We start from the raw sequence: 12,641 nt of genomic DNA on the forward strand, positions 1-12,641 counted from the left end.
GAGTGATGAAAAACGGGAAGCCTTTTGGGCTTCCCGTTTTTATTTGTCTCTGGAAACGCCTTGCAACCTCTAGACTGCACACAATTCAAATCTGTGGGAGCGAGCCTGCTCGCGAATGCGGTCGACCAGTTGATGTTATGTCAGCTGACAAGACGCTTTCGCGAGCAGGCTCGCTCCCACAGGACATGAGCCGAACCCGGAACCTTGCGAGAACCCACATGAAAAACGACAACCTGCGCGCCGACCGTGACGACCTGGATGATTTCATCCCGCGAGCTCCGGCCAAGCGTGAAAAGAGCCTGGTGCTGCAAGTCGCCGCCGGGGTATTCCTCGGTGGCCTGGCCCTGTGGCTGGTGCAACTGGCGGCGACGGCGGTCTATGCCAAGCTGATGCTCGGCACGATTACCTTCGGCAGTTAAGCCAGCTCGGCCGAGCGTTGAGTGGCAGCATCGTCGTAAATCACATACAGCGATTCGGCGACCTGGCTTTTGATGGCCTTGCTGCTTTCAAGACCAAGCACGAAACCTTCGGCCTTGCCGCCAGCGCGGTTCAATTCTTCGGCGGTGCTGGCGCCGGCGATTGCATCGAAGAGTTTTTCGGCGTGCGGGCCGATCCCTTTGGGCAGGCTGATCTGTGCAGTGCTCATGCGAGCACCTCGGTGTTACGAGTGATTTGAATCATGGCGCGTACCTATGCGGCGAATGGCCGGCAGCGCGTGTGACCACTTCCGGGCTGCCATGGTAGACCTCTGAGGCCTTTCTGGTAACCGCCAATCGCTGACAAAATGCCGTCCGTCCCGACGAATCGCAAAAGTTGCCGGGTGATGCTTGACTTCTCTTTTTGAATCAGTAACATACGCACCAATTCCGCAATAGCTCAGTTGGTAGAGCAAGTGACTGTTAATCACTGGGTCCCTGGTTCGAGTCCAGGTTGTGGAGCCAAATAGCAAAGCCCCTGAATCGCAAGATTCAGGGGCTTTTTTGTGGACGCTCGGAAAATGCCAAAAGGCCGATCTGCTTGGGCAGATCGGCCTTTTCTGTTTCAGACGCAGCGGTCAGACATGTTCGCTGCTCTTCACCTGAACCTTAGGCGCGCCGTGGCCATGGTCGTGGTCATCCGGCTCGATCACCGGCACTTCCTTGCCATCGCAATCATGCAGCTTGCCGTCGCTGAAGTAATCGCCTTCACGCAGCGCGGCCAGATCGCGATAACGCAGGGTGCGCTCTTCCGCGGCGGCGAATACCGACTGTTGATCCGAGTTTCCGGTCGTGAAGTGGTTGAACGCCAGGTTAAGCAGGATCGCCATGATTGCCGATGAACTGATGCCCGAATGGAAAATCGTCGCGAACCAGCTCGGGAAGTGATCGTAAAAGTTCGGCGCGGCGATCGGGATCATGCCGAAACCGATCGAAGTGGCCACGATGATCAGGTTGACGTTGTTGCGGTAGTCCACCTTCGACAAGGTGCGGATGCCGCTCGCAGCCACGGTACCGAACAGCACGATCCCGGCGCCGCCAAGGACCGAAGTCGGTACGGCGGCAATCACCCGACCCATGAACGGCAGCAGGCCAAGCACGACAAGGAACAGACCGCCGGTGGCCACCACGAAACGGCTCTTGATCCCGGTCACCGCCACCAGGCCGACGTTTTGCGCGAAAGCACTTTGCGTGAACGATCCGAAGATCGGCGCGAACATGCTCGACAGCATGTCGGCACGCAGGCCGTTACCCAAGCGTTTGGAATCCACCTTGGTGTCAATGATCTCGCCCACGGCGAGGATGTCCGCCGAGGTTTCCACCAGCGTCACCATGACCACAATGCACATCGACAGGATCGCGGCGAAATGGAAGGTCGGCATGCCGAAGTGGAACGGTGTCGGGAAGCCGAACATGGGACCGGTGGTGACACTGGAGAAATCCGCCATGCCAAGGAACACCGCCAGCACCGTGCCGATGACCATGGCCAGCAGAATCGACAGCCGAGAAATGGTCGCGCTGCCAACCTTGCTCAGCAGCAACACCAGCACCAGCGTGACCGCCGCCAGACCGATGTTCTGCATGCTGCCGAAGTCCGGCGCGTGGCTGTTGCCGCCCATCGCCCAGCGTGCGGCCACCGGCATCAGCGTCAGGCCGATGGTCGTGATCACAATGCCGGTGACCAGCGGCGGAAAGAACTTGGAGATGCGTGAGAATACCGGCGTGATCAGCAAGCCGATCAACGAGGCGGCAATCACCGCACCCAGCACCGATTGGAAACCGCCCTCCCCGCCGCTGCTGACGATCGCAACCATGGTCGCCACGCCGGAGAACGATACGCCCTGGACCAGCGGCAGCTGACAGCCAAAAAACGGTAGACCCAGGGTTTGCAGCAACGTCGCCAGCCCCCCCGCAAACAATGAAGCAGCAATCAACAGACCAATGTCCGCCGGCGACAGACCGGCCGCCTGGCCAATGATCAGTGGCACCGCAACGATACCGCCGTACATGGTCAGAACATGTTGCAGGCCGTAAGCCATATTCGCGCCGACCCCGAGGTTTTCGTCCTCGGGCCGTTGGTGTGAAACATGGGGCGTTTTCATGGTGGGGGGTTCCCTGGTTTTTGTTATGCGCACACTGTATTCAATACTCAGGACAAATGTCCATAGAGTTGTATACAACTTGTCAGTCACATAATGGTTAGGTAGCCATCCAACCTTCTAGCCTGCGCTTCTTGCTCCAACAAATCCGGCAACACATCCCCGCTGCGTCTGCGCTCGTGCCCACTAGGCTGAAGTGTTCATGGCGACCGACGGTGTGGTCGCGCTCTTTTTTATACATATAAAGTATGCATAATGAAGTCATTCAAGATTCAGTACGACAAAAGCAAAAACGCAGCCAACAAACTCAAGCACAAAGGCATCAGCCTCGCCGAAGCCGAACCGGTTTTCCATGACGAACGCGCACTGACACTTGAGGACAACGACCATGACGAACAACGCTGGATCACCCTCGGCCTCGATGCCAAAGGTCGTGTGCTTGCCGTTGCTTACAGCTACCGCGAAGCCAATGTTGTTCGAATCATTTCCGCACGTCTCGCCACACCCAGCGAACGGCGCGCATATTTTCAGGAGGCTTGAACGATGAAAGACGAATATGACTTTTCCGCAGGTAAACGCGGCGCAGTAGCGCCGAGCAAGGGCAAGACCCGCATCACTATCATGCTTGATGACGCGGTGATCGAAGCGGCGCGTACCGCCGCGGAAACCGAGGGCTTTGGCTACCAGACTGTGATCAACAACACCCTGCGCCATGCTCTGCTTGATGGCCCACGCCAGCAGGGAAGCGCTGACGATTCAGGTCTGACGGGGCAATTCAAGAAAGGCATCACCGCCACCGATCTCAAGAGTCTCGAGCGAAAGCTGTCAGCGGCCATCGGCGAAATCCGTCGCGTATTGGAGCCTGATGTAAAGCCTTAGATGGAGGCTGGCGCGATCACCCGAGCCAGCGCTTGTCGCAGACGCGGTGAATCAGGCACCTGAAGGTCGAACTCGCGCCGCAGCAACTCCATCAGCTCGTCGACGTCCGCCACCTCGCGCCGCTCACTGTCCGCGCCCATGTGATGAATGGCAAAACTGCCGTTGTTCAGGGTCTTGCGCCAGCCAGCGCCGGTGCGCGCGACCATCAGGCGCTGCGAAAAGGGTGACTCGGGATGGGTGGAGACGTACCAGTTGCCGACGGTGTAATCGATGTCTTCCTGGCGCTGCAAATCGAACAGGTACATCGGCCGCCATTCGCCTGCGACTTTGGCGCGCAGCAGGTAGCCATCTGCTTGCTTGTCGATGCGGTAGGGTTCGTGCGGGGTGGGTTGCTCATCTTCGCTGTCGAGCAACAGCGGCGCGGTGGGCACCATGCCACCGAAGCCGACATCGGTGATGTAACGCACTCCGTCGATGGTCACCAGACTCAAACGATGGGTTCGCGCCGTCCAGCTGCCTTCCGGTTGATTCATCACCACGCGCCCGCTGATCGCCCGCGCGTCGAAGCCCAACTCAAGCAGCAGCGCATAAAACAGATGATTGAGCTCATAGCAGTAGCCGCCCCGCCCCTGCTGCAACACCTTGTCTTCGATGGAGACCAAGTCGATCAACACCGGCTCTGCACTGATCGTCGCCAGATTTTCGAAAGCAAACCGAGCGGTATGGCGCAGTTGCAACTGGCGCAACGTATCCAGTGTCGGTGGCGGCGGCGCATCGAAACCCAGACGTTGCAGGTACAGATTGGTATTGGTCAGCCGTGCCACACTCATTGCTCGATCCTTATGCATGGGCCGCAGAACACTGCGTTGATGTTGCCCTGTATACGGGATCAGGCACGGCTTTCGACAATTGATTTCGCCAATCGCCCGTTCAGCGCTTTTTCCGCGAAGCGATGCGAATCCACGTCGGCGCATGGTCACTGGCGTGCGGTTCGTTGCGCACCCAGGCGTCAACACCGGCGTCATGCAGATACGGGCTCAATGCCGGGTTGAGCAGCAAATGGTCGATGCGCAGGCCGGAATTGGTTTGCCAATGGTTACGGAAGTAATCCCAGAAGGTGTATAGGCGCTCTTCGGGATACACGTGGCGCAGGGAATCGGTCCAGCCCTGATCCAGCAGCCGCTGGTAGCACTCGCGGCTTTCAGGTTGCAACAAGGCGTCCTTGAGCCAGGAACGGGTGTTGTAGATGTCCATGTCGGTGGGCACGACATTGAAGTCACCAGCCAGCACCACCGGGTGATCGCTGCTTTGCAGGTCTTTGGCGTAATTGATCAGACGCTCGAACCAGGCCAGTTTGTAATCGAATTTCGGCCCCGGCTGCAAGTTGCCATTGGGCAGATACAGGCAACCGACCAGCACACCGTGCACTGCCGCTTCGATATAGCGGCTGTGCGTGTCATCGGGATCGCCGGGCAAACCGCGCCGACTCTCCAACGGCTGCGCATCGCGCGCCAGAATCGCCACGCCATTCCATGACGCCTGGCCCTGCCAGATCGCGCCGTAACCGGCGGCCTCCAGTTCGGCAGCGGGAAATGCGCTGTCGACTGATTTGAGCTCTTGCAGGCAGACGATGTCCGGCTGCTCGCGCTTGAGCCATTCCAGCAGATTCGGCAGCCGCGCGCGCATGCCGTTGACGTTGAAGGTGGCGATTCGCAGGTTTTTCATCATCTGCAACTCCTGCCCGGTGGGATTGCAAATTGTGACCCTGAGAACGCCGCGCAGGTTGCATCGAATGACAATACGACAGCTCAGACGCGATTACGCAGCCATTGCAGAAAGCCTCTTTTCGGCGCGACCACGGGCGTTTCCTCGGTCAGCGACTGTGCCTTGTGCAGACGGAAATCGAGCAATGCCTGCATCGCATCGTGAATGTCATGGCGCGCATCCAGGCACGGCTTCAGGTAGGACTTCTCGATGCGATACAGGGCGCAGAAAGTCTTCGCGGAAAAATCCGCCGGCAAGGCGGTGTCGGAAAGAATCCCGGCCTCGCCGATCACCTCACCCGGCCCCATGCGCCCGGATTCCAGGGGTGCACCATGGCGCTTGAGCGTCACCGAAACCACGCCGGACTCAATGATGAACAAATGATCGCTGACCTCGCCGCCCGCCAGAATCGTTTCGCCGGCGCGGAAAGTTTGCAGGGTCATGTTCTGGCTGAAGGTGTCTTTTTCTTCTTCACGCAGAGTCGAGAAGATCGGTGAGCTTTCCAGCAGCGCCCGTGGCCGCGACAACTGCGGTGCGGCGCTGGTCTCGTTGCTGGACAGCAGGTTGACCCCGGACGCCTGCAAATGCCGGTAAGCGAGGTCGAACAACTGATTGCGCACCACGCGCTTCTCGCCCATCGAGGCGACAAATCCACTGATTTCGTACTCCGCGCCGCCGCTGGCAGAACTCTTCAATGACACGCTGGGCGCCGGTGTGTCGAGCAATTGCCGGCAGCCTTGCATTGCCCGCTCCAACGCCTCGATCACTGAGCTGGGCCGGGCATGAGGGCTGACGGGCACGCTGACGGAAACGCCGAACATATTGCTCGGTCGGCTGAAGTTGATGATTTTGGCTTTCGCCGCCAGCGAGTTGGGAATCACGGCCATGCTGCCCTGGCTGGTTTGCAGACGCGTGGCGCGCCAGTCGATGTCGGTGACGCGGCCCTCGGTGCCGTCGATGGAGATCCAGTCATCGAGTTGATAGGGCTTGGTGGTGTTGAGGACGATGCCGGAGAACACGTCGCTCAAGGTGCTCTGCAAGGCCAGACCGACGATGATCGCCAACGCGCCGGACGTCGCCAGCACACCTTTGACTGGCAGATCGAGCACGTACGCCAGCGCCGCAATGATCGCGATGAGGAAAATCACCGCGCCGAGCAAGTCCTGCAACAGCCGGCCGGTATGGCCGACCCGTTGCATCATCACCGCGCCGATCAGCACCGTCAGGGTCCGCGCACCAAACAGCCACCAACCGATCTGCAACCCGGTCGCCGCCAGATGCAGCGGCACGTTGTCGGCCCACGGTGCCGGTTCCATCGGGTTGAGACCTTCGTTGAACAGCACAATGCTGAACAGGGCGAAAATCAGTACCCGCACCAGCAGCTTCCATTCGCTGCCGCGAGAGCTGATCAGCCGCCACAGGCCTAGATCGAGCAGGATCAGGATCAATGCGCAAAACAACGGGTGTTCGGTCAGCAGAGACAGCATCAAACAACTCCGACAAAGGCCAATCGCGAGAAGATCGCACAGATTGGCACAGTGTAGGAGCAAATGATTTCGGTGGATGAGCACCGGCTTACAAACACTGCAAAACCCTGAGCTGACGAAGGCTGCGATCTTGAGGCTGTGGGACGCGGAGCGTCCCCGGATGCATTCCCACGCAGAGCGTGGGAACGATCAGACGCTGAACAACCTGCTCGCGAAGGCGTCCTGTCAGTCGCTACCTCTTGGACTGAAACAGAGCATTCGCGAGCAGGCTCGCTCCCACAGGTGGTTTCGGTTAGCCGTAAAGCTCGGGGTCAGGCGTGCATCCGGCCAAAGCGCCCCGACTGGAAGTCGGCAAAGGCCTGATGGATTTCCTGCTCGGTGTTCATCACGAACGGGCCGTGGCCGACGATCGGTTCGTCGATCGGCTCGCCACTGAGCAGCAATACCACCGCGTCTTCGCTGGCCTGGAGGGTGAGTTGATCACCGTCGCGCTCGAACAGCGCCAGCTGCCCTACCCCAACCGATTCCGCACCATTGACCTGCACCGAACCTTTCAACACCACCAGTGCGGTGTTGCGTCCTTCGTGCAGATCAAGCGTCAGCAGCTTGCCGGCATTGAGGCGCAGATCCCACACGTCAATGGGCGTGAAAGTCCGCGAAGGTCCGGTGTGCCCGGCGAATTCGCCAGCGATCAGCCGCAGACTGCCGGCGTCGTCCTTGAGCGCGATGCTCGGAATGTTCCGGTCGAGAATGGTCTGGTAACCCGGCGCGGCCATTTTGTCCTTGGCCGGCAGGTTGACCCACAGCTGGACCATTTCCAGCTTGCCGCCGGTTCTGGCGAAGTTTTCCGAGTGGAATTCTTCATGGAGGATGCCGGACGCTGCGGTCATCCACTGCACATCACCCGGGCCGATGGTGCCGCCACTGCCGGTGGAATCGCGGTGCTGCACTTCGCCGTCGTAAACGATGGTCACGGTTTCGAAACCACGGTGCGGGTGCTGGCCGACGCCACGCTGTTCAGTGGTCGGGGTGAATTCGGCGGGACCGGCGTGATCGAGCAGCAGAAACGGGCTGATGTGCTTGCCCAGGTTGTCGTAGGAAAACAGCGTGCGCACCGGGAAACCATCGCCGACCCAATGGCCGCGCGGGCTGGTGTAAATGCCGATGATGTTTTTCATGGGGTCTCCAACGGGTAAATGCATTGGATTAAGCCTAAAGGCATATCGAATATTCGACTAGAGGGTGGAAATCGGCTTGAGTGTTCCATATGCAGAACAATTGAGCAGCGGCGCGCATTTCTCGAGCAGGCTCGCTCTCACAGGAGGCTGCATGGGTTCAGAGGCACCGTGCGAGGCCGTGCATGGCTTCGCGCAACCTGTCGATGGCGCGGTCGATGACAGCGCTGTCACTGTCTCGGCACGCCGTGTCCAGATCTGCACACGCCGCAACAACCCGCGCAGCCCCAACCATTTGCGCGCCGCCCCTGATGCGATGGGCCAGCTCACGCAGGCCGTTGCGGTCGCCGACGGTCTGATCCAAAGCCTGCAGATCCTCGTGCAGGCTGTTGCCGACTTCCTTGCGCAAACGCTCGATCAACGAGTGATCGGCACCGGCCATCTGCTCCAGGGCACTCAGATCAATCTCGACGGGCTCGGCACTTGGCGGTTCATCTTCGTGGCGCTCGCAACGATGAGCGCCTTTCAGGGCTTCAGCCAGATCATGCAAGCGAATCGGTTTGAACAGGCAGCCGTCCATGCCGGCATCCAGACAGCGCAGGCGCTCTTCGACCTGCGCATTGGCCGTAAAACCGAGGATAAGACAGGGCCTGCGGCCGCTGGCGGCCTCTTCATCGCGAATGGTGCGCGCCAGCTCATAGCCATTGCGTCGCGGCATGTTGCAGTCGGTGATGACGACATCGAAGGCCTGGGTTCGCCAGCGGTCCAGCCCCTGCTCTCCGTCGCCCACGTCTACCGTGCGATGGCCCAGTTCGCTCAATTGCCAGCACATCAGCAGGCGGTTGACCGGGTGATCGTCTACCACCAACACACTTAATACACAGGTAGCGGCTGCCGCCTCGGGCGTTACCGGTGTGGTCGGCATCGCGGTCAGCAGAGGCAAGGACAGATTCATTTCCACTTGCGTGCCTTGCCCGAGATCACTATCGAGACCGAGCGTGCCGCCCATCATCTCGCAGAGATTACGGCTGATCACCAGCCCCAGACCGGAACCGCTACGCGCCGCTTGAGGGCTATTGCTCGCTTGAACGAACGGGCTGAACAGGCGCTTTTGATCCTCGGCACTGATGCCGATGCCGCTGTCTTCGATGCGCACCAGCATGTCCACTTGAACGTCCGTCATGGCGATAACCTGCAAGCGCAAACTCACCTCGCCCACCTCAGTGAATTTGATCGCATTGCTCAACAGGTTCGACAGCACCTGCTTGAAGCGCGTCGGATCGATCCGCACATCGACGTCGGCGCGCGGATCAAGATCGATGCGCCACAACAAGCGTTTCTGCCGCGCCAGCCCTTCGAAGACACGGCACACCGAAGACACCGTCTTGCGCAGGTTGGCCCGTTCGGGAGCGAGGGACAAATGCCCCGATTCGATACGGGCGATATCGAGAATGTCACCAATCAACGCCAATAATTGCTGGCCGGCATTCGACGCCACCTGAATCGCCAGTCGATCGGTCACGCCCTCCTCCGCGCGCCTGAGCGCCAGTTCGAGCATGCCGATCAAGGCGTTCATCGGCGTGCGGATCTCGTGGCTCATGGTCGCCAGAAAAGTGCTTTTGGCCCGATTGGCCTGCTCCGCTGCGTCCTTGGCCTGTTGCAGTTGCAGCAACCATTGCTGACGCTGATGGATCTGCCGGCGCTGCCAGCCGATCCCGATCAACGCTAGCACCAGCAAGACCGCCGCGCCGGCAAAACCAAGCAGAATCTCTCGGCGATGGCGCGACCAATAGCTGTCCTCTACCACTACATCATGGCTCCAGCGCTCGACCAGCTCATCCATTTGCTGCGGCGCGATGCTCAGCAACGCCTTGTTCAGGATCGAGTGCAGCAACGCCGATTGCGGCGCCGTGGCCAAAGCAATGCGCGCCGGCTGATCGCCAACGGTGCCGGTAATACGCAGGCGGTCGCGGTACTGCCGGGCAATCAGAAAACGCGCCACCAGCAACGAGCTCACCGTCACGTCGACCTGTCCTCGGGCAATCAGCGCCATGCCTACGGCGGGGCTTTTGACCTCGACCAGACGCAGACCGGGGACCCGTTGCAGCAAATAATCGCGCAATGGGTGCCCCCGATAGATCGCCAGGCGTTTGCCCGCCAGATCGTCGAGCGGCAATGGATGTTGCCCGTTCGCCGCGCTGACCAGTACGAACGGATTGTTCAGATAGGCGCGGGTGAATTGCAGCTGCGCTTCCCGCTCGGTGCTCGGCGTCACCACTGGCAAAATATCGAGTGCGCCGGCCTGAAGTTGTTCGAACTGGTCGTTCAGCGAGGTGCCACGCACGATCTCGAAATTCAGCCCGCTGCGCTGTGCAATCAGGCTCAGCAACTGCGCTGCCAGGCCGTTGAAACGTCCGTCGGCATCGAAAAACGCCAACGGCGCGAAGTCTTCGACCGCGCCCACCCGCACTACCGGGTGCTGATCCAGCCACTGCTGCTCGGCGGCGCTGAGCTGTACCCCCGACTGTTCGGCCATCTCGGCGAGGCCGACACTCCAGCGCTGTTCGATCAGATGGCGACGCTCCATGGGCACGGCCAGCAAGGCCTTGTCGACGATGCGTTTGAGCACCACATCGCTGCGCAACAACGCAAAGGCGAACGGATTGGCATCAAGCCCCGACGGCCCGGCCAATTGCAGGTCGTTGCGATAATTGGTGTTGATCAGATAGTTGGCGCTGATGAAGTCGCCCAGATACACATCGTCGGCACCGAAGGCGACCGCGCCGAGTGCATCCATGGCCGAAGCATAAAGCTGCACGTGGGCGCCGGGGTAGAACGCCTGAACATGGGCCAGTGGCAGGTAATCCTCGACCATGGCGATGCGTTTGGTCGTCAGGTCGGCGGGCAGCTTCTCGTCGTGGCGCGTGACCAGCATCGGCTGATCTTCAGCATACGGCCGCGACAGAATAAAAGCCGGATCCACCGCTTCGAAACTGTTCGAGGTGCCCAAGAGATCAACGTCAGCGCGCTTGAGTGCGGCCATCAGTGCAGGCCGATCGGCGAAACGCCGCACTTCGATCCTGATGCCGAGCAGTTGCGCCAGCAGATCGGCGTAATCGGCGGTCAGCCCTTCCAGCTCATGCTGTTGGCGGGTGATTTCGAAGGGCGGGTAATCCGGGCCGGAGATGCCCATGCGCAAGACTGGATGCTCACGCAGCCACTGGCGTTCCCGATCATCGAGGCGGACCTGGACATTGCCCGGCTCGAGGCGGGCCAGCACTTCCAGCGTCTGCGGTTGGTCATTCGCCCAGACCGAGGCGGCAAGCCCCAGCCACAGTCCTAAAACCCGCAGTCCCTGCGTCATGTCGAGGTACTCAGATCAAGTGATTGCGCTTGGCGAACTCACGCAGGAGCACCAGCGAACCCAGGCCAAGTTTCGCCATCATGCGGGTCTTGTAGGTGCTGACGGTCTTGTGACTCAGGTGCATCTCCTGGGCGATGGATTTGTTCGGTTTGCCCAGCGCCAGATTCACGAAAATGCATAGCTCTCGATCGGACAGCTGAGCGATCTGCTCCTTTTCAGTGCGTTGCACGGCGTTGTACAAGCCGCTGTTATTGGGCAAAGCCGAGAAATAGGTGTGGCCGGACATCAATGCCTTGATGGCTTCGTGCAGCAGAGCCAGTTGGTTGCTCTTGGTCACGTAACCCCGTGCGCCAGCACGCAGACAGCGCTCTTGATAATGCGTGGGCTCATGCATGCTGAACACCAGGATTCGGCAGCGCGCCGTCGGCGCCTTGATCTGAATCCGCGTCAACACTTCCAGCCCATCCATGGACCCCAGCCCGAGATCGAGTACGACGAGCTGCGGATCATGTGTGCAAATCAGCGGCACGACTTCATTGCCATTGGACGCTTCATGAATCTGCGTGAAGCCTTGAGCCTGCAGGACGATGCGAATGGCCGCGCGCACGACTGGATGATCATCGACGATCAGCGCTGACTTCATTGGTACTCCTGCAAAATCGAAGACACCGCAACAGTCTGTTCCGGAGTCGGTGGCTGCGCCGGCACTGTTACATGGATGAGCAAGAGAATCACCTGTCAGGTCTGACAGTTGTGCAGCATGGTTTTTTATGCATTGGCATGGCGCAATGACGCGTGTGAATCAGGCGCAGCCTGGCGCTCGCCGTGAGCTTCGACCCTCGCCATCACCTGGCCGATGAGTTGTAGATTGGGCAGTGGCGTCGGACTGATCTGCGCACTTTCCTGAGCAAAACCTGCAAGTGCCTGCAAAGGTGCTGATTGTTCGTTGTAGATCAGAGCATGGCGGACCTGTGGGTTATCGAGCAGAAAGCTCAGCAGATCGAGGGAGCCTGCCGCCAGTTCGGAATTGATCACCAGCACATCAAACGGCTCGCAGCCGTAGTCGACCAGGGTCAACAATTCGCCGAGAGTCTGCACCGGGGCGACGCGGTAGTAGCCGAGCGCATTGAACAGGCGCTCGATTTTCATGCGATGAAAATGCTGCGGGTCGGCGATCAGGATGCGCAACGCTTTGTTGCTCATGGTCATTCTCCCGGTGAGGTTTGGGGAGGGCAAGACTACGCAAGCGCCGGGGATAGCTCTGTAGGACTTTTCCTAAAAATCCGGTCATTCATCCGGCGGCCCTGACGCACCAATATCCCCTGTGGGAGCGAGCCTGCTCGCGAAGGGGCTATACCTGTCAGAGATGTATTGACTGACACGACGCCTTCGCGGGC

General features: G+C 59.7%; 12 protein-coding genes and 1 tRNA gene. 4 read left to right on the forward strand and 9 right to left on the reverse strand.

Annotation, left to right across the window (positions count from 1 at the left end; all coding sequences use genetic code 11):
* Nucleotides 1-218 precede the first annotated feature (218 nt).
* Nucleotides 219-419, forward strand: coding sequence for a hypothetical protein (locus KVG85_RS10870; RefSeq protein ID WP_217863844.1), 201 nt, complete (start codon nucleotides 219-221; stop codon nucleotides 417-419).
* On the opposite strand, the gene KVG85_RS10875 is transcribed toward KVG85_RS10870, so the two are convergent.
* The gene (locus tag KVG85_RS10875) at nucleotides 416-646 is read right to left on the reverse strand and encodes a hypothetical protein (protein WP_122700510.1); all 231 of its coding nucleotides are present in this window, start codon (nucleotides 644-646) and stop codon (nucleotides 416-418) included. The two genes, KVG85_RS10870 and KVG85_RS10875, sit on opposite strands and share 4 nt — an antisense overlap.
* A 219-nt stretch (nucleotides 647-865) precedes the next feature.
* Between KVG85_RS10875 and KVG85_RS10880 the strand changes: the two genes are divergently transcribed.
* A tRNA-Asn gene (locus tag KVG85_RS10880) sits at nucleotides 866-941 on the forward strand.
* A 113-nt stretch (nucleotides 942-1,054) separates the two neighbouring features.
* Here the strand turns inward: KVG85_RS10880 and KVG85_RS10885 are convergent.
* Nucleotides 1,055-2,578 (reverse strand): nucleobase:cation symporter-2 family protein, encoded by a 1,524-nt coding sequence (locus KVG85_RS10885; RefSeq protein ID WP_217863845.1) that lies wholly within the window; start codon nucleotides 2,576-2,578, stop codon nucleotides 1,055-1,057.
* Nucleotides 2,579-2,830: 252 nt separating this feature from the next.
* Here KVG85_RS10885 and KVG85_RS10890 point away from each other — a divergent pair, with 252 nt between their 5' ends.
* Nucleotides 2,831-3,115 carry a BrnT family toxin gene (locus KVG85_RS10890; protein ID WP_041478522.1) on the forward strand — a complete coding sequence of 95 codons (285 nt, stop codon included), beginning with the start codon at nucleotides 2,831-2,833 and terminating at the stop codon, nucleotides 3,113-3,115.
* 3 nt (nucleotides 3,116-3,118) lie between these two features.
* A complete protein-coding gene (locus KVG85_RS10895) occupies nucleotides 3,119-3,454 on the forward strand; it encodes a BrnA antitoxin family protein (protein WP_016773914.1) in 336 nt (111 codons plus the stop codon).
* Here KVG85_RS10895 and KVG85_RS10900 read toward each other — a convergent pair.
* From KVG85_RS10900 to KVG85_RS10930, 7 genes are all read right to left on the reverse strand, one after another.
* Nucleotides 3,451-4,284 carry an arylamine N-acetyltransferase family protein gene (locus KVG85_RS10900; RefSeq protein WP_217863846.1) on the reverse strand — a complete coding sequence of 278 codons (834 nt, stop codon included), beginning with the start codon at nucleotides 4,282-4,284 and terminating at the stop codon, nucleotides 3,451-3,453. The genes KVG85_RS10895 and KVG85_RS10900 overlap by 4 nt on opposite strands.
* 100 nt (nucleotides 4,285-4,384) lie before the next feature.
* Entirely contained in the window at nucleotides 4,385-5,179 is a 795-nt protein-coding gene (gene xth, locus KVG85_RS10905) for an exodeoxyribonuclease III (RefSeq protein ID WP_217863847.1), read from the reverse strand.
* A gap of 83 nt (nucleotides 5,180-5,262) precedes the next feature.
* On the reverse strand, nucleotides 5,263-6,705 hold the full coding sequence (locus KVG85_RS10910; RefSeq protein ID WP_217863848.1) for a mechanosensitive ion channel family protein: 1,443 nt from the start codon (nucleotides 6,703-6,705) through the stop codon (nucleotides 5,263-5,265).
* A 311-nt stretch (nucleotides 6,706-7,016) separates the two neighbouring features.
* A complete protein-coding gene (locus KVG85_RS10915) occupies nucleotides 7,017-7,883 on the reverse strand; it encodes a pirin family protein (protein WP_217863849.1) in 867 nt (288 codons plus the stop codon).
* A 157-nt stretch (nucleotides 7,884-8,040) separates the two neighbouring features.
* Nucleotides 8,041-11,244 (reverse strand): transporter substrate-binding domain-containing protein, encoded by a 3,204-nt coding sequence (locus tag KVG85_RS10920; protein ID WP_217863850.1) that lies wholly within the window; start codon nucleotides 11,242-11,244, stop codon nucleotides 8,041-8,043.
* A gap of 10 nt (nucleotides 11,245-11,254) precedes the next feature.
* The gene (locus KVG85_RS10925; protein WP_217863852.1) at nucleotides 11,255-11,887 is read right to left on the reverse strand and encodes a response regulator transcription factor; all 633 of its coding nucleotides are present in this window, start codon (nucleotides 11,885-11,887) and stop codon (nucleotides 11,255-11,257) included.
* 125 nt (nucleotides 11,888-12,012) lie between these two features.
* On the reverse strand, nucleotides 12,013-12,447 hold the full coding sequence (locus tag KVG85_RS10930) for a chemotaxis protein CheY (protein ID WP_212615775.1): 435 nt from the start codon (nucleotides 12,445-12,447) through the stop codon (nucleotides 12,013-12,015).
* Nucleotides 12,448-12,641 lie beyond the last annotated feature (194 nt).

The sequence above is a fragment of the Pseudomonas triticicola genome, assembly GCF_019145375.1.
GTDB lineage: Bacteria > Pseudomonadota > Gammaproteobacteria > Pseudomonadales > Pseudomonadaceae > Aquipseudomonas > Aquipseudomonas triticicola.